Genomic DNA, 16847 nt, shown 5'->3' on the forward strand with positions numbered 1-16847 from the left:
GGCGGGAGCCTGGCCCCGGCGTTGGCGCGCGCAATCGAACGTCTTGTCAGCGGCGCCCCGACGCATTATCCTGTCGCAAGCTGCTGCGAGCTGCTGTTGCAGATCCGCATCGGCCGTCCCTCCCACGCGGTTCCCCGTGAACATCCACCTCCCTGCGGGAATTCACGGTCGTACTGCCATCTCCGAACCGTCACCCACCGGACAATCCCTGCCGTGACGGGCAATTCATCGCACCTTCTTTCCCGGAGTCGCCGGCACATGAACATCCCACGGTTCTTCCGCACGCTCGCACCCCTCGTGGCGCTCGCGGCCTTCGCCGCGTGCGACCGACCCACGGAGCCGCTCACCTCCGCGCGCGCGCCCGGCGACGCGGCCCCGCTGCTTTCCGCCGGCGCCGATGCTATCCCGGGCCGCTACGTGGTGGTCCTGAACACCGATGTGTCCAGCCCGTCCGCGGCGGCGCACGAGATGGTGCGGGCGCACGGCGGCCGCCTCCACTTCAGCTACTCGTCGGCCCTCAAGGGCTTCGCGGCCACGCTGAGCCCCGAAGCGGTAGAAGAGCTGCGGCGCAACCCGCAGGTGAAGTACGTTGCCCCCGACGCCTGGGCCTACCCCGTACAGACGCAGCAGCCCAACGCCACCTGGGGCCTGGACCGCATCGACCAGCGCACGCTTCCGCTGAACGGCACCTACAGCTACGGCCCCACCGGGGCCGGCGTTCGCGTGTACGTGATCGACACGGGCATCCGCACCACGCACGTGCAGCTCGCCGGCCGCGCCAGCGTGGGCGCCGACTTCGTGGGAGACGGCCAGAACGGCCAGGACTGCAACGGCCACGGCACCCACGTGGCCGGCACCATCGCGGGCACCACCCACGGTGTTGCCAAGGGTGCGCAGGTGGTTTCCGTGCGCGTCTTCGGATGCACGGGCGGCGCTCCCTTCTCCACCATCATCGCGGCCGTGGACTGGGTCACCGCCAACGCGGTGAAGCCGGCGGTGGCGAACATGTCGCTGGGTGGCGGCCTGTACGCGCCCATGAACGACGCCGTGACGGCCTCCATCGCCTCGGGCGTGACGCACGCCGTGGCGGCCGGCAACAGCAACGCGGACGCCTGCACGGCGTCTCCGGCGAGCACCCCGGGCGCCCTCACCGTGGGCTCGACCGACGCCGGAGACTTCCGCTCCTACTTCTCCAACTGGGGAAGCTGCGTCGACCTGTTCGCGCCGGGTTCCAGCATCACGAGCGCCTGGTTCACCACCGACTCGGCCTCGAACACCATCAGCGGCACGTCGATGGCCAGCCCCCACGTGGCGGGTGTGGCCGCGCTGTACCTGCAGGGCCAGCCCACGGCTTCGCCGGCGGCCGTGGCCCAGGCCATCGGCGCCAGCGCCACCAGCGGGATGATCAGCGACCCGATGGGCTCGCCCAACAAGCTGCTGTTCTCGCCGCTCACGGTCGAGACCCCGGCCCCGAAGATCGCCCTGAACCCCAGCATGCTGCGGTTCACGTTCCTGCGGGTCCCGGCGGCGGCGGCTTCCGCGGCCCCCGCCGACACCGGCGCCCCGCAGCGGTTCACGGCCAGCGGCGCGGGAGAACCCAGGCAGGCGCCCCGTGAGTTCGACGCGCTGTACGCCGCCACCGTCGCGGACTCGGCCACTTCCGGTCCGATCAAGCTCACGAACACCGGAAACGGCGCGCTGAACTGGACGGCGTCCGTAGACCGCCCCTGGCTGGCGGTAGACCCCACCGAGGGCACCCTGAACAGCGGCTACGACGCCCTCCTGAACGCCACCGTCTCCGCCGGCTCGCTGGCCGTGGGCACTCACACGGGCAAGCTGGCGGTGCACGACTCCGCGGCCGGCATCGCCACCGGCTACGTGGACGTGGTGGTGAACGTGGCGAACGCGGCGGTCCTCACCCCGGGCACGCCGCTCACCGGACTGGCGGGCGCCTCCGGCAGCGAGACGTTCTACTCGGTGACGGTCCCGAAGGGGGTGACCAGCCTGACCATCAAGACAAGCGGCGGCACGGGCGACGTCGACCTGTACGTCCGCCAGGGCAACGCCCCCACGCTCACGGAATACAACTGCCGGCCCTTCATGGGCGGAAACATCGAAGAGTGCACCACCCAGTTCCCCGCCCCGGGCACGTACTACGTGATGCTTCGCGGCTGGTCCAGCTACTCGGGCGTCACCCTGTCCGCCGCGTTGGGCGGACCCCCCACCGCCCCCGCCAGCCTTACGGCCGCCGTGGAGACGCCTACCTCGGCCCTGCTGAACTGGGTGGACGGCAGCGTGAACGAAACGTCCTTCACCCTGTCGCGCCGAGCGATGACGGGCGCGACCACCTGGACCGCCTGGCAGGACGTGGGCACCCCCGCGGCGAACGCCACCAGCGCCACCAACGGCGGCCTGACGGGCGGCAGCACGTACCAGTACCGCATTCGTTCCTGCAACGCCGCGGGGTGCTCGGCATGGGCGGCCAGCGCGTCCATCACCATGCCCAACGCCACGCCCGCGGCCCCGACCGGCGCGGCGGCGACCGCGGTGGCCAGCACCCGCATCCGGGTGACGTGGACCGACGCCAGCAGCAACGAAACGTCGTTCAACGTCGCGCGCCGCATGCAGAACCTCGACGGCACCCTGGGTCCGTCGCAGGTCGTCGGCAGCCCGGGCGCGAACGCCACCGCCTACGCGGACAGCACGGTGACCGCGGGGCAGACGTACCGCTACTACGTCCGCGCCTGCAACAGCGCGGGGTGCTCCGCCTGGGCGTCCACGGCCAACGTTACGGCCCCCACCCTTCCAGCGTCGCCCACCGGTGTGGCGGGCACGGCGGTTTCGGCCACGCAGGTGCAGGTTTCGTGGACCGACGCCAGCAGCAACGAGACGTCGTTCAACGTCTCGCGCCGGATGCTGAACCTGGACGGCACCTGGGCCGCGGCGCAGAACCTTGGCAGCCCCGCGGCGAACGCCACCAGCTTCGCCGACAGCACCGCGACGGGTGGAAAGACTTACCGGTACTACGTCCGCGCCTGCAACGCGGCCGGCTGCTCCGCCTGGGGCATCAGCGGCAACGTGGTCACCCCGGCCCCGTGACACGCTCCGCGTAGTACGGCACGAAAGAACCCCCATGGACGGTGTCCATGGGGGTTCTTCGTCCGGGGCCACCTCGCCGCACAGAAGCGCGCCAGCGCCCGCGCGCGCGGCGTCATCGACCGCATCGGCGGGCGCGGGACCTGGCAGGGCGCGCGCGGCGCCGGCCAGCCAATCGCGCCTCCGCGTGCGGTTTGCGCTCTTGTGGGCGGCGCTCCCGCGTAGTATCCTCTACCAAGCCTGCTGCGGGATGCTGGTGCAGATCCTCCGGTCGGCTACTCCTTCCCGCGCGGACCTCCCCGTGACACCTTCCTCCGGCAATTCACGGTCGTACTGCCACCCCCAAGCCGTCGCTGTGCAAACAATCCCTGCGTGACGGGCGAGAATTCACGGACATCCTTCCCGCTGAGAGTGCCCGGCACATGCAAATCCCACGGTTCTTCCGCGCGCTCGCACCCCTCGCGGCGCTCGCGGCGTTCGCCGCGTGCGACCGGTCAGCCACGGAGCTGCTGACCTCCGCACGTGCGCCCGGCGACGTGGCCCCGCTGCTTTCGGCCGGCGCCGACGCCATCCCGGGCCGCTACGTGGTGGTCCTGAACGCCGACGTGGCCAGCCCGGCCGCGGTGGCGCACGAGATGGTGCGGGTGCACGGCGGCCGCCTTCACTTCAGCTACTCGGCGGCCCTCAAGGGCTTCGCGGCCACCCTGAGCCCCGAAGCGGTGGAAGAGCTGCGGCGCAATCCGCAGGTGAAGTACGTGGCCCCCGACGCCTGGGCCTACCCCGTACAGACGCAGCAGCCCAACGCCACCTGGGGGCTGGACCGCATCGACCAGCGCACGCTTCCCCTGAACGGCACCTACGGCTACGGCACCACCGGCGAGGGGGTGCGCGTGTACGTGATCGACAGCGGCATCCGCACCACCCACGTGCAGTTCGCCGGCCGCGCCAGCGTGGGCGCCGACTTCGTGGGCGACGGCCAGAACGGCCAGGACTGCAGGGGCCACGGCACCCACGTGGCCGGCACCATCGCCGGCACCACCCACGGTGTTGCCAAGGGCGCGCAGGTGGTCGCCGTGCGCGTCTTCGGATGCACGGGCGGCGCCACCTACTCCACCGTCATCGCCGCGGTGGACTGGGTCACCGCCAACGCGGTGAAGCCGGCGGTGGCGAACATGTCGCTGGGCGGCGGCGTGTACGCCCCCGTGAACGACGCCGTGACGGCCTCCATCGCCTCGGGCGTGACGTACGCCGTGTCGGCCGGCAACAGCAACGCGGACGCCTGCACCGCGTCTCCAGCGAGCACCCCGGGCGCCCTCACCGTGGGCTCGACCGCGTCCAACGACGGGCGGTCGTCCTTCTCCAACTGGGGAACGTGCGTCGACCTGTTCGCGCCGGGTTCCGCCATCACGAGCGCCTGGTTCACCAGCGACTCCGCCACGAACACCATCAGCGGCACGTCGATGGCCGCACCCCACGTAGCGGGCGTGGCCGCGCTGTACCTGCAGAGCCATCCCACGGCGGCGCCGGCGGCCGTGGCCCAGGCCATCGACAGCACCGCTTCCAGCGGGGTCGTCCTTGACCCGATGGGCTCGCCCAACAAGCTGCTGTTCTCGCCGCTCACCGTTCCGGCCCCGGCCCCGAAGATCGTCCTGAACCCCGGCGTGCTGCGGTTCACGTTCCTGCGGGTCCCGGCGGCAGCGGCTTCGGCCGCGGCGGCGGACACCGGCGCCCCGCAGCTCTTCACGGCCAGCGGCGCGGGAGAACCCAGGCAGGGGCCCCGTGAGTTCGACGCCCTGTACGCCGCCACGGTCACGGACTCGGCCGTTTCCGGTCCGATCAAGCTCACGAACACCGGTAACGCCGCGCTGAACTGGACGGCATCCGCAGACCGCCCCTGGCTGGAGGCAGACCCCACCGAGGGCACCCTGAACAGCGGCTACGACGCCATCCTGCACGCCACCGTTTCCGGCGGCTCGCTGGCCCTGGGCACGCACTCGGGCAAGCTGGCGGTGCACGACTCCGCGGCCGGCATCGCCACCGGCTACGTGGACGTGGTGGTGAACGTGGCGACCGTGGCGGTCCTCACCCCCGGCACGCCGCGCACCGGCTTGGCGGCCCCCACGGGCAGCGAGACGTTCTACTCGGTGACCGTCCCCAGGGGGGTGACCAGCCTGACCATCAAGACCAGCGGCGGCACGGGCGACGCGGACCTGTACGTGCGCCAGGGCAACGCCCCCACGCTCACGGAATACGACTGCCGGCCCTCCATGGGCGGAAACGTCGAAGCGTGCACCGCCCAGTTCCCCGCCCCGGGCACGTACTACGTGATGCTTCGCGGCTCGTCCAGCTACGCGGGGGTCACCCTGTCCGCCGCGTTCGGCGGACCCCCGACCGCCCCCGCCAGCCTTACGGCCGCCGTGGAGACGCCCACGTCGGTCCTGCTGAACTGGGCGGACCGCAGCGTGAACGAAACGTCCTTCACCGTGTCGCGCCGGTCAATGACGGGCGCGACCACCTGGACAGCCTGGCATGACGTGGCCACCCCGGGGGCGAACGCCACCAGCGCCTCCACCGGCGGCCTGACCGGCGACAGCACGTACCAGTACCGCATCCGTTCCTGCGGCGCCGCGGGGTGCTCGGCATGGGCGGCTAGCGCGCCCATCACCATGCCCACCCCCGCGCCCGGGCGGCCGGCGGCCCCGACCGGCGCGGCGGCGGCGGCCGTGTCCAACACCCGCATCCGGGTAACGTGGACCGATGCCAGCAGCAGCGAAACGTCGTTCAACGTCGCGCGCCGCATGCAGAACTCGTTCGACGGCACCCTGGGGCCGTCGCAGATCGTCGGCAGCCCGGGCCCGAACGCCACCACCTACGCGGACAGCACGGTGACCGCGGGGCAGACGTACCGCTACTACGTCCGCGCCTGCAACGGCGCGGGATGCTCCACCTGGGCGTCCACGGCCAACGTTTCGGCCCCCATCATTCCCATGGCGCCCACCGGCGTCGCGGGCACGGTGGTTTCGGCCACGCAGGTGCAGGTTTCGTGGACCGACGCCAGCAGCACCGAAACGTCGTTCATCGTCTCGCGCCGGATGCTGAACCTGGACGGCACCTGGGCCGCGGCGCAGAAACTCGGCAGTCCCGCGGCGAACGCCACCAGCTTCGCGGACGGCACCGCGACGGGTGGAAAGACCTATCGCTACTACGTCCGCGCCTGCAACGAGCGCGGCTGCTCCGACTGGGGCGTCAGCGGCAACGTGGTGACCCCGGCCCCGTGACACGCGCCGGGTAAGATCCGCACGAAAGAACCCCCATGGACGGTGACCATGGGGGTTTTTCGTTCCCAAGAACGGGGAGCGTGCGCTCGCTGCCGTTCAGCGCGGTCAGCGCCCATCGGCGCCGGGCGGAAACACCGGCACTTGCGCCCGGCCGGATTGTCGACAGTTTCGTCCTGCCATCATGATCCCACACGCAGCCAGGAACGCATGACCACGGCCATCCCGCGCGGGGCACGCTCCGCCCACGTGTACGATCGCCTGCGCGACCTGATCGTCCGCGGGCGGCTGGCCCCGGGCGTGCGCGTGGTGGAGCAGGAGGTGGCGGAACGGATGGGCGTGGGGCGTACGCCGGTGCGCGAGGCGCTTCAGCTGCTGGTGAAGGAAGGGCTGCTGGCGGGGTCGGAGGGCGGCCGGCGGCAGCTTACGGTCGCCCCGCTGCGCGCCGACGACGTCGCGGAATTGTTCGGGCTGCTGGGCGACCTGGAGGCGGCGGCGGTCCGCGGGCTCCCCACGCTCGCGGACCCCGCCCGAACGGCGCTCGCCGCCGGCGCGCACACCGCCAACCAGGCATTCGGCCAAGTCGTCCGGAAGGTGCCGCTGGACCTGGAGGCCGCGTTCGTTACGCGCAAAGCCTTTCACGCCAGCTTCACCGATCCGCTGGCCGGGCCGCGGCTCGCGTGGCTCCTGTCGCTGGTGCGTCCGCAGGTAGACCGGTACGAGTGGTTCTATGGCGCGCTGCTGCAGGGCGCGCTGACCGTGGCGATCGCGGAGCACGACGCCGTCGTCCGCGCGCTGGAGGCCGGCGACGCAGCCGCCGCCGAGGCCGCCGTCCGCCAGAGCTGGAAGAACGCCAGCGCCCGCCTGGGCGGCGTCATCGACCGCATCGGCGAGCGCGGAAGCTGGTAGCCCGTCCTGGAGGGATCACGCCGGGGGCACCGTCGCCTGGTAGTACACGGCGCTGCCCAGGAGCGATGGACGGCGGGCGAGCACCTGCGCATCCGCCAGCCCCGCGCCGCGCATCAGGGCAAGGACGCGGTCTTCGGCGTTGTCCTTCAGGTGCCGGTCGGCGTGGATCAGGTGCGCGATGAACCCGCGCCCGCCGGACCCCGGACCGCCCAAATCCACCATGTGAAAGCGGCCGCCCGGCTTGAGCACGCGCCGCGCCTCGCGCAGCGCCGCTTCCTTCACCGTGCGTGGCAGGTGGTGGAACATGAACGAGGAGAGAACGCGGTCGAACGAGGCGTCGGCGTACGGAAGCTCGTCCGCATAGCCCTGGTCCGTGCGGATCGGCACGCCCGCGCGTTCCGCCTTGCGCCGCGCGATGGCGAGGGCGGCCGGGTCCGGGTCCAGCCCCACCACCTCCGCGCCGGGCTGGGCCTGCTTGACGCCCAGGAGCAGGCTCCCCGTCCCGCAGCCGATCTCCAGCACGCGGTCGCCGGTCCGCGAGGCGATCTGCTGCACCAGCACCCGCCGTGCGGCATCCGCCCCCAGCACCTTCGCCATCAGGTCGTACAGCGGCAGCCGCCAGTGCTTGCCCGCGGCGGGCACGTAGGGCCTGCTGGGACCATCCGCCATCATTCAATCTCCCGATCCGGGGCCGAGCGGAACACGCGGACCCGTATCTTTATCACGATCGTCATCCCACATCAACAGAAATCTCGCGAGTACCGGCGAGACTCTTGTCTCAGGATCAGGAATCCCGCGCGGTGCGCTACTCGTGGTTCACCGCACGGGCTGGCGCCGCGCCGGAACCTCTCCCTCGGTCGACACCAGGGCGCCACCCGCGATACAGCAGACCGATCAGGGCGGAGAAAGCCGTCCCGGCGATGGCTCCCGCGAACCCGAACCGCGCGGCGACCAGGATGGAATCCAGCCAGATAACCGAGGGCTGAAGGAACCCTCCGGCTTTCAGCGCGGCGAAAACCACCAGCGCACAGGGCCGATAAGGCGGCGCCCCACACCACGGCGTTGCCCACGACGCCGCGCAGCCGCCTGAAGATCGAATCGGTATTCATCATCGCCTCCTGGCCCGCCACTCGTCCTCGCAAGTGCTTCGGGCTCCGCGACGGCCGGTCAGTGCATCGATCGCGGATACACCCGCACGCGCGAGGGAAGGCAGCGCGGCGCACCGCCGCCGCCGGGTGCCAGCATGATCCCGCGGTCGTAGGTGGCGACGAGCACGCTGTCGCCGGCGGGTGACGCCGCGCTCACGGGCCACGCCCACTGCCGCTGGGGCCAGGGAGCAGCGTACAGCGGCGTGCGCGCGGCACCCTGCAGCCGGAAAACCTCCCGCGGCGTGCTCGCCAGGTACGCAGCCCCGAACGGCTCCAGCTGCACGAACGGAAAGTCGCCCTTCCCGGCGGCGCGCCAGGTGCGGCCCCCGTCGGCCGTCGCGAAGGCGCGGAACCCCACGTTGTGGATGTTGCCGCTGACCCAGCCGTGCCGCTCGTCGGTGAAGTACGCCGCCAGCGGCTGCTCCACGTACGGGGTCGCGGGGGACCCCGTGGCCCTGTGCAGCGTTTCTCCCGACCATCCCGTGCCGCTCCTGGACACGCGACGCACCGAACCCAGCCAGGAGAACAGCACCATGCCCCCGTCCGGGTACATCCATAGCTGCGCCACGCCGGCATCGGGCCACGTATCCGCCCGGGTCCAGGTGGCGCCGCGGTCGCGCGACAGGTAAACGAAGCCGTGGGGGCGCGTTCCCGCGAACTCGCCCGCGTAGAACGTGCGCGACACTTCCACCCGCCCGGCGCTCTCGTACTGCATTCCGCCGAATGCCGCCCACAGGCTGTCGCGCCGCACCACGCCCACCACGTCGTCGCCGTTCAGGCTCTCCACCGTGCGAGACGTCCCGGTCCGCGCGTCGAAGAGGACGTTGTCGCCGTGGCCGCTCCACAGCAGCAGCTCGTCCGGCCCGCGCACGGCGACGCCGCGGATGGAGAACGGCACGTCGCCCCGCCGGGCCCAGGTGCGGCCGTCGTCGTCGGAGGTGTAGACGTGGCTGGTCGTGGTGCCCCACAGCCACCCCCCTTCCCTGCGCACGTGCGCCAGGGCACGCGGCGGGTGCTCGCGCGTGAGGGGATACCCGTGGCGAACGCCCCTCTCATCCGCCTGGTACACGGCGCCCTGCTCGTCCAGCGCGTACAGGGCGCCGCCCTGCACCACCAGGTCCAGCGGCGTCGCCTGCACCCGCGCTCCCGCCACCACGCTGGGCCGCAGCGCCGCGTCGTACCGCAACAGCCGGCCGTCGTGCGTGACCCCGGCGAGCCCGGCCCCGCCGCGGCTCACGGCGAAGAGGACGAGCGAGTCGCCCGGGAGCGGCTGCCAGTCGACGGAATCCAGTGCCGAATGGAAGACGCGCCCGCCCTGCGTGATCACCGCGCGGCCGGCGAACAGCCCCACGCGGTCGATGCGGTCCTGCCCGCCCTCCGTTGCTGGGTCTGGAAAGGTGTCGCCGGGCGCGGGCCGGCCAGCGGAGGGCATGAGTACCTCCACCGTGTCTCCATCCACGTCCATGGACCCCGCCGTCGTGTCTACGGCGCCCGGGGAGACCGGTGCCACCGCTTCCACCTCCGTGAACTCCACCATCTCCTCTTCGCCGCCCTCCTCCTCGTCCGCGGGCAGCGGCGAATAACGGCCCTGCTGCTGCGGGGTGGGGAGCGAGCTCCACGTGGTGCCGCCGTCGCGGGTGATGCGGAGCCCCTCGCCGATGGACCCGGCCAGCCCCACGCCACCCGGACCCATATCGAGGGCGACGAGCTGGGAACGGAACGGCCGCGAGCGCGCGGTCCACGATACGCCGTAATCGGCGGTGTACAGCAGCATTCCGCCGGATCCGCTCATCCACGCCTCGCCGGACGGGCTGGCCACCGCGTCGTGGAACCATCCCCCGCCCGCGACCGAGACCGAGTCCCAGGTTGCGCCGCCGTCGGTGGTGCGCAGAACGAGGCCCTGGTTCGTTTGGTAGTCCGTGCCGATGTTCCCCCAGATGAAGGCGGTGTCGGGCGTAAAGAAGGTGACGGCGTCCAGTTGGTCGTTCACCAGGAACATGCTGTCGGCCTCCGGCCCCTGGACGGAGCCGTAGCGCCAGTACGCGCCCACGCTGTCGGCGTGGTAGGTGTTCCCCATGTACGTGGTCAGCCACAGGCGTCCGGCCGGCGACACGGAAAGCCGGGTCACGCGGCCCTCCACTTCCAGCTCCACGGGCGTGGGACCCGGGCCGTCCGCCAGCCCCACGGGCCGGGGCGGGTGGCATTGCGCGAGGCCGGCGGAGTACGGCCCGCCCGCTTGCAGCGTAAGGGTCACCAGGACCACGGCCACGGCGGCCAAGCGGCGGGAGGGAAGCCGGGTGCGCGCGGAAGCAGGCATGGCACGGGCGGGTAGGGGGTGCGGCGGGGCGTGCTCGTTGTGATGAACGCGTGACCGGGGGAGAAATTGAACACGGCCCTTGGCCGTCGATGCCAGGCGGCACTCGCGCCGGCCGGGTCGTCGACGGTTTCGTTCCCTCGACGCAACATCTCCGAACCAGCGAGCGCCCCGCTCAGTCCTGCTGGGGCTCCGGCGCGCGCACCGTCGGGTAGGTGATTCCGAGCTGCTCCAGGTAGGTGCGGTACCGCCTGGAATCGTAGTAGTACCTCCGCATCTGCGGCCGGTAGCGCTGCATGGTCTGCGCGTTCATCTCCACGGGTGGCTGGTCGCCGGGGCGGATCAGCGGCTCGTACTTGATGTCGCGGGTCTGCACGTCGCGGAAGTAGCTCCACGCGCTGTCCACCAGCTCGGGCCGGGTGAACAGGTCCAGCAGCGTCATCGCGGTGGCCTTTGCCCCCGCGGTGGAGCCCTTGTGCGCGATGGGGGTGGCCATGGACACCGCGTTCGACCAGTGGTGGCCCGGCAGGTTGGGGATGTTGGCCGGATAGCGCAGGGTGATGGTCGGCACCACCCACGAGATGTCGCCGATGTCGTCCGACCCGCCGCCGCGGTTCTGCTCGGGCGGCACCCCGCTGTCGATCTTCGCGAGGGCGGTGTCCAGCCCCGGCGTCTTCTCGTTCCCCAGCTCCCGCTGCAGGGCCCGCGCGAGCGCCTGGTCGGCCTCGTCCCACCGGGGAAGGCCCACGCGGCGGATGTTGTCGTACATCGCCATCGCCACCGGGCGGTTGAAGTGCCGGGGCCACGCGGCGCCCAGCACCTGCACCGTGTCGAGCGTGGTCCCCGTCATCAGCGTGGCCCCCTGGGCGATCTGGTTGCCGATCTCCCACAATTCCCGGATGCGCGGATACTCGACCTCGCGGAAGTAGTACCAGACCGCGGCCGTGCGCGGCACCACGTTGGGCTGGTCGCCGCCCTCGGTGATCACGTAGTGCGAGCGGTGCGGCAGGCGCAGGTGCTCGCGGCGGTAGTTCCACCCCGCGTTCATCAATTCCACCGCGTCCAAGGCGCTGCGCCCGCGCCACGGCGCGCCCGCGGAGTGCGCCGTTTCTCCCTGAAAGCGGTACAGCACGCTCACCAGCCCGGTGCCGTCCGAGGGGCCGTACGAGACGTTGAGGTTGCTCCCCACGTGGGTGAAGATGGTCACGTCCACGTCGCGGAAGAACCCCTCGCGGACGAACCAGGCCTTGGCCGCCACCAGCTCCTCGGCCACCCCGGGCCAGATGCGGATGGTTCCGGCAATCCGCTCGCGCTGCATCACCTTCTTGGTCGCGATCGCGGCGGTGATCACCACCGGCAGCCCGGAGTTGTGCCCCTCCCCGTGCCCCGGCGCGCCCTCCACCAGCGGGGAGTGGTAGGCGACACCCGGCTTCTGAGAGGCCTGGGGGATGCCGTCCAGGTCCGACCCCAGCGCGATCACCGGCTTTCCACTCCCCCAGCTCGCCATCCACGCGGTCGGGATTCCCGCGATCCCCTCCTGCACCGTGAAGCCGTTGCGCCGCAGGATGCCCACCAGGTAGCGGGAGCTCTCGCTCTCCTGGAAGCCCAGCTCCCCGTACGAGAAGACCTGGTCGACCATCTGCTGCGTGAACTCGTGCATCCCCTCGATCTCGCGAGCGATCTCGTCCTTGAGCGCGGCGAGCCGCGCCGAATCCACCGGGGCGCCCTGCCGCTGCGCGGCCGCGCCGGTGGAGGACAGCGCGAGGACCAGGAGAGCCGAGCCCAACCGAAGGAGCAGGCGCATGGTGATTCCGGGGCGGGGGTGAAAGCGAACGCTGACGGCGAAGCGCGTCCCAACCTGCCCCGCCCGTCCGACAAGGTCAAGCACCCCGGGAACTCGCCGTGGAGCGCAAGCGAACCTTATACGACTTCATTGACATTGACGGAGCAACTGCTACATACTGCGACCCGGGTTCATTTTCCACAATCAAAAGAAAATTCCATCATGGCAGACCACGTCATCGTAGGCGCCGGGGCTTCCGGGCTCTACACCGCGTATCGGCTGCTCAAGGACGAGCGGCTGCCTCCGGGCGACACGGTGCGGGTGTACGAGTGGTCGGAGCGGCCGGGCGGGCGTATCTACACCTACACCTTTCCCGAAGACGTCGGCGGCAGTGACGGCCTGTACTGCGAGTTCGGGGGCATGCGCTTCGCCACCGACCAGGACTTTCCGGAAAAGACGACCGAGGGCCACCGCATCGTCCAGAGCCTGATCATCGAGTTGGGGCTGGCCCACCTGGTGGTGCCCTTCGGCAAGTCCGACGACCGCCTCTACTACCTGCGCGGCCTGAACGTCTACGAGAACGACCTCACCCTCCGAAAGCTCAAGAAGCTCCCGTACCGCTTCAACACCGAGTTCCTGAAGTTCCTCAAGACGAACAAGGTGAAGGAGCCCTACACGGCCGACACCATCATCGGCGCCATCGCCGGCGTCTTTGCCCCGGGGCTGGGCGACGGCAACGAAGACCGCCAGAAGTGGTGCGACTACTTCGCCCACGGCACGGTGCCCGAGGCCGGCGCCACGCCCACCTTTCCCGCGGGGACGCCGGCGCGCGACATCGGCTACTGGAACCTGCTGTACGACCAGCTGGGCGACGAGGGCTACGACTACGCGGCCGACGGCAACGGCTACTCGTCGAACGTCATCGACTGGAGCGCGGCCGACGCGTTCGAGAACAACAACGACGTCGGCTCCACCACCAGCTTCATGCGCCTGGACGGCGGCTACAGCATTCTGTTCGAGAAGCTGGCCGAGGAGGTCGCCAGGCTTGCGAAGGAGCGTCCCGGCTCCGGCATCTTCTACGGCCAGCAGCTGACGGAGCTCCGCGAATCCCGGGACGGCACCACCACCTGCACCTTCGTGGACCACCTGGGCTCGCGCGGAACCCACCGCGTGGAGGCCCACCGGCTGTTCCTGGCCATGCCCCGCCGGGCGCTGGAGCTGGTCGCGGCGGGATGCCCCGCCGACTACCTGCTCAACGACGACCGGGTGAAGTACTACCTGGAGGCCTCCATCAACCAGCCCGCCATCAAGATCGTGATGCTGTGGGACGAGGCATGGTGGACGGACGAAAAGATCTGCAAGCACACGCCGCGGCTGGAGTGGCCGGAGAAGCACACCGGGGCCCCGACGCCGAAGAAGCTCGCCCCGCCCGAGGCGCAGTGGGTGGGCGGGCCCACCGTCACCGACCTGCCGCTCCGCATGGTGGACTACTTCGCCAACAACGTTCCGGGCGGGCCTGGCAAGGATGGCGGCCCGTACGTGCTGCTGGCGAGCTACGACGACATGACCTTTTCCAGCTTCTGGCGCGTGATGGAGCAGAGCGGCGACTACGAGGCCGCTCCCTCCACCCTGCGGCAGCCGCTGAAGGGGCCCACGTCCGTGCCCATCGGCTCGCCGCTCGCCAACCTCCTCGTCAAGCAGCTCGCCGAAACGCACGGCGCCGAGGTGCAGAACGTGCCGGCGCCCCGGGCGGTCTACTACCAGGACTGGGGACAGGACCCGTTCGGGGCCGGCTACCACGGCTGGGCGGCGCACTACAACATCTGCGACGTGATGGACCGGGTTCGCGCGCCGTACCAGCGGATCCTGCACGAGCCTTCCCGCCACACCTACGTGATCGGCTCGTGCTATTCGTTCGACCAGGGGTGGGTGGAAGGCGCCCTCTGCGTCGCCGAGTCGGTGCTGCGGGAGTTCCTGGACCTCCCGCCCCTCAAGCCCGACCTGGAGAAGTACACGCTGGTCTGCCACGCCGGGTCCGGCGGGTCCGACCCGACCAAGGCGGCCAAGCGCACCCGCAAGCCGAAGCCATCCTCCAAGAGCCACAAGGCCCGCAACTCCCCCCGCTGACCGAATCTACGTGCAGGAGCGGCGCTGGGTGGAGGGGCCGTTCTGGGCGCGGCGGGTCAGCGGTAGTCCCAGTGCACGACGGCAAACGACGCCAGCGTGATCCGGGTGTCGCCGAACAGAAGGGCGGTGTGCAGCCACTCTGCCTGGGCGGCGCCCAGCTCCGCCTTGGCCGTAGGGGCGCCGCGCTTCGTCTGCAGAAAGGCGAAGTCGTCGCCGCGCCAGGCGAACACGTCCCAGCACCCGGCGTAGCGCTTCTTCGCCCGCCGCGCCACCCCGGCCAGCACCACGCGCGGGTCCTCGTCTTCGATCACGCGGTTGCGCTGCTCGGCGCGGGGCACGTCGTCCCACCGGGTGAGATACTTCCACACCTCGCCCTTGGCGCTGTACGTGTTCACCCACCGCCCGCTCCACCCCTCCCGCTCCAGCATCCGCAGCACCGCGAGCTCGGCGAACGTGTGCTCGCCATCCAGCTCCACCATCCCCGCCGCTTTCTTGCCGAAGTCGTCCGCGAACGGGGGGCCCTCCCAGCGCGGCAGGCGCAGGTACACGCCCGCCACGTCGCCGATCATCCGTCCGCTGGGCATGTGGATGGGTACCTTGAGCGGCACCCGGAAGTCCGTGCGCTCGGCGTACGGCTGCAGCGCCTGCATCCAGGCGGGCGATGGGGTGTCGGACATGATCTCGGGTTCCGGACGGAATGGGCGGCGGCGGACGGCACAATCTGCGTTCTCGGGCCTGCCCGGTCCAGAGAGGCGGGTACCAAGCCGCATCCAGCGGCGGGAGGCCGACGTCTGACGTGAATGCCCCGAGAGCCATTCCCGCGCCGATCAGCCCCGCCATCCGCAACGGGGAGATGGCCGGCTGCTCGCTCCCCCGCGTGGCTCCGGCGAGCACCACCCTCGGCTCTAGTTCGTCGATCACGTGGGTCGGCTGCTCCGAGGGTGCGGCGTGGGTAGTTGGGTCCGGCGCGCTGGGCTGCACAATTCAGCATCCGCTCTCACGAAGCGTAACCATGTCGAGTTCGGCGGCAGGGATGGAAGCAAGGTGTGCACGCCACCTTCGCTCGATCTCGGCGCCGCCCTCTCCCAGGGGGTGCTCCACGCCGTCCGGGGACTGCCTCCAGAGGGCTTCGACCGCGGCATTCCCGCGAGTCTGGGCCAGGTAGCCGATGGCGCTCCCCGCCGTGAAGTACGCGCGGAGTTCATCCACCTCCCAGAACGTGGCCGCCAGTTCCGGGAGCGGAAGCAGCCTGCCCTGCCGAAGAAAGCCCGCCGCGATCGCGTCCACGCTCTTTCCCTGGCACATTCCCGTGGCCCAGGTGGCCACTCCGTCCGAGATCCACGTGCCTGTACGGTGCGTGCCCCAGAGCGAGAGGGAAAGCGCATGCATGATCTCGTGGCGAACGGCCGGGCGGAGTCCGGGGAGGATCACGAGAAAGACGCTCAGCTCACCGGGAACCGCCTGCCCCATGTACGGGTTGCCGGTCAGTTGCCGGGCCTGCTCGCGCGAGTCGACCAGGAACACTTCCACCACCCCGGGTGGACGCGAGGCACCGATGAGCGCAAGGTCGTGGTGCAGACCTTTCTCGGCGTCGCGGGCAAACTCCCGGATGTGCTGGGCTGCGTATGAATCGGGGAGATAGTGGAGATGCAGGGACTGCCCGGCGTACGTGCGCCAGCTGTACTCCGCAGTCGTAAGCGAAGCGCGAGCAGCGCCGGACCCGTGGGGCTCGGCTACGCGATCGTCCGAAGGCGCCGACGTGCACCCCGTGAGGAAGCACGCCACCGCAAGCAGGGCAAGGCAAAGCATGGATTGGTGTCTGAACGAGTGCACTCGACGCGGGACCAAGTACGCGAGAATTCCTGTCCAGCGCAACAGTTACAACGTGATGGACTCGGCGTTCGGGGGCAGGCGGCCCCGCCCCGGCCCGGCGCTTTCTGCCCGATCTGATCGCCTGGATCTGGAGCGGGACGATCAACTCCGGCAGGGTATTCGACCTGACGCTGCCCTTGGACTAGGTGGCCAAGGGGCTACCGCGCCGTGGACGAGCGCTGCGCGATCAAGACCCTGCTGGTGCCGTAAACCGGGCGGGGGACGCGCCAGTGACGAGAACAGACGACCGCAGCCATGGCATCACGGGCTGGGCTGCGGTCGTTCTGGTCCGATTCACCGACGAGAAGTGACGTGCCGACACC

At 70.6% G+C, this 16847-nt stretch carries 9 protein-coding genes and 1 pseudogene; 5 read left to right on the top strand and 5 right to left on the bottom strand.

The features are described 5' to 3' along the window. Positions 1-258: 258 nt before the first annotated feature. From VF632_RS10590 to VF632_RS10600, 3 genes are all read left to right on the top strand, one after another. The gene (locus VF632_RS10590; RefSeq protein ID WP_331022852.1) at positions 259-3099 is read left to right on the top strand and encodes a S8 family serine peptidase; all 2841 of its coding nucleotides are present in this window, start codon (positions 259-261) and stop codon (positions 3097-3099) included. Positions 3100-3518: 419 nt separating this feature from the next. Then, complete coding sequence (locus VF632_RS10595; protein WP_331022853.1) at positions 3519-6374, top strand: S8 family serine peptidase; 2856 nt, start codon at positions 3519-3521, stop codon at positions 6372-6374. Positions 6375-6581: 207 nt separating this feature from the next. Beyond that, complete coding sequence (locus tag VF632_RS10600; protein WP_331022854.1) at positions 6582-7280, top strand: GntR family transcriptional regulator; 699 nt, start codon at positions 6582-6584, stop codon at positions 7278-7280. A gap of 15 nt (positions 7281-7295) precedes the next feature. On the opposite strand, the gene VF632_RS10605 is transcribed toward VF632_RS10600, so the two are convergent. From VF632_RS10605 to VF632_RS10615, 3 genes are all read right to left on the bottom strand, one after another. Further along, positions 7296-7952 (bottom strand): class I SAM-dependent methyltransferase, encoded by a 657-nt coding sequence (locus VF632_RS10605; protein ID WP_331022855.1) that lies wholly within the window; start codon positions 7950-7952, stop codon positions 7296-7298. Positions 7953-8447: 495 nt separating this feature from the next. Then, on the bottom strand, positions 8448-10745 hold the full coding sequence (locus VF632_RS10610) for a hypothetical protein (protein ID WP_331022856.1): 2298 nt from the start codon (positions 10743-10745) through the stop codon (positions 8448-8450). 172 nt (positions 10746-10917) lie between these two features. Then, the gene (locus VF632_RS10615; protein ID WP_331022857.1) at positions 10918-12546 is read right to left on the bottom strand and encodes a peptidase dimerization domain-containing protein; all 1629 of its coding nucleotides are present in this window, start codon (positions 12544-12546) and stop codon (positions 10918-10920) included. Positions 12547-12747: 201 nt separating this feature from the next. Here VF632_RS10615 and VF632_RS10620 point away from each other — a divergent pair, with 201 nt between their 5' ends. Then, the gene (locus VF632_RS10620) at positions 12748-14652 is read left to right on the top strand and encodes a flavin monoamine oxidase family protein (RefSeq protein ID WP_331022858.1); all 1905 of its coding nucleotides are present in this window, start codon (positions 12748-12750) and stop codon (positions 14650-14652) included. 56 nt (positions 14653-14708) lie between these two features. Here the strand turns inward: VF632_RS10620 and VF632_RS10625 are convergent, their stop codons facing one another. Together VF632_RS10625 and VF632_RS10630 are read right to left on the bottom strand one after the other, a co-directional pair. Further along, on the bottom strand, positions 14709-15329 hold the full coding sequence (locus VF632_RS10625; RefSeq protein WP_331022859.1) for a hypothetical protein: 621 nt from the start codon (positions 15327-15329) through the stop codon (positions 14709-14711). 307 nt (positions 15330-15636) lie between these two features. Further along, positions 15637-16461, bottom strand: a complete 825-nt coding sequence (locus VF632_RS10630; RefSeq protein WP_331022860.1) for a hypothetical protein — start codon at positions 16459-16461, stop codon at positions 15637-15639. Positions 16462-16562: 101 nt separating this feature from the next. On the opposite strand from VF632_RS10630, the pseudogene VF632_RS28050 reads away from it, so the two are divergent. Next, positions 16563-16734 (top strand): annotated as a pseudogene (locus VF632_RS28050) (IMP dehydrogenase); the annotation flags it as partial. Positions 16735-16847: the final 113 nt, after the last annotated feature.

The sequence above is a fragment of the Longimicrobium sp. genome (genome assembly GCF_036388275.1).
Lineage (GTDB): Bacteria > Gemmatimonadota > Gemmatimonadetes > Longimicrobiales > Longimicrobiaceae > Longimicrobium.

Excerpts from the sequence above, each read along its gene's own strand:
- VF632_RS10590 (WP_331022852.1), top strand. The coding sequence starts at position 259 with ATGAACATCCCACGGTTCTTCCGCACGCTCGCACCCCTCGTGGCGCTC.
- VF632_RS10620 (WP_331022858.1), top strand. The coding sequence starts at position 12,748 with ATGGCAGACCACGTCATCGTAGGCGCCGGGGCTTCCGGGCTCTACACC.
- VF632_RS10605 (WP_331022855.1), bottom strand. The coding sequence starts at position 7,952 with ATGATGGCGGATGGTCCCAGCAGGCCCTACGTGCCCGCCGCGGGCAAG.
- VF632_RS10625 (WP_331022859.1), bottom strand. The coding sequence starts at position 15,329 with ATGTCCGACACCCCATCGCCCGCCTGGATGCAGGCGCTGCAGCCGTAC.
- VF632_RS10600 (WP_331022854.1), top strand. The coding sequence starts at position 6,582 with ATGACCACGGCCATCCCGCGCGGGGCACGCTCCGCCCACGTGTACGAT.
- VF632_RS10630 (WP_331022860.1), bottom strand. The coding sequence starts at position 16,461 with ATGCTTTGCCTTGCCCTGCTTGCGGTGGCGTGCTTCCTCACGGGGTGC.
- VF632_RS10595 (WP_331022853.1), top strand. The coding sequence starts at position 3,519 with ATGCAAATCCCACGGTTCTTCCGCGCGCTCGCACCCCTCGCGGCGCTC.
- VF632_RS10610 (WP_331022856.1), bottom strand. The coding sequence starts at position 10,745 with ATGCCTGCTTCCGCGCGCACCCGGCTTCCCTCCCGCCGCTTGGCCGCC.
- VF632_RS10615 (WP_331022857.1), bottom strand. The coding sequence starts at position 12,546 with ATGCGCCTGCTCCTTCGGTTGGGCTCGGCTCTCCTGGTCCTCGCGCTG.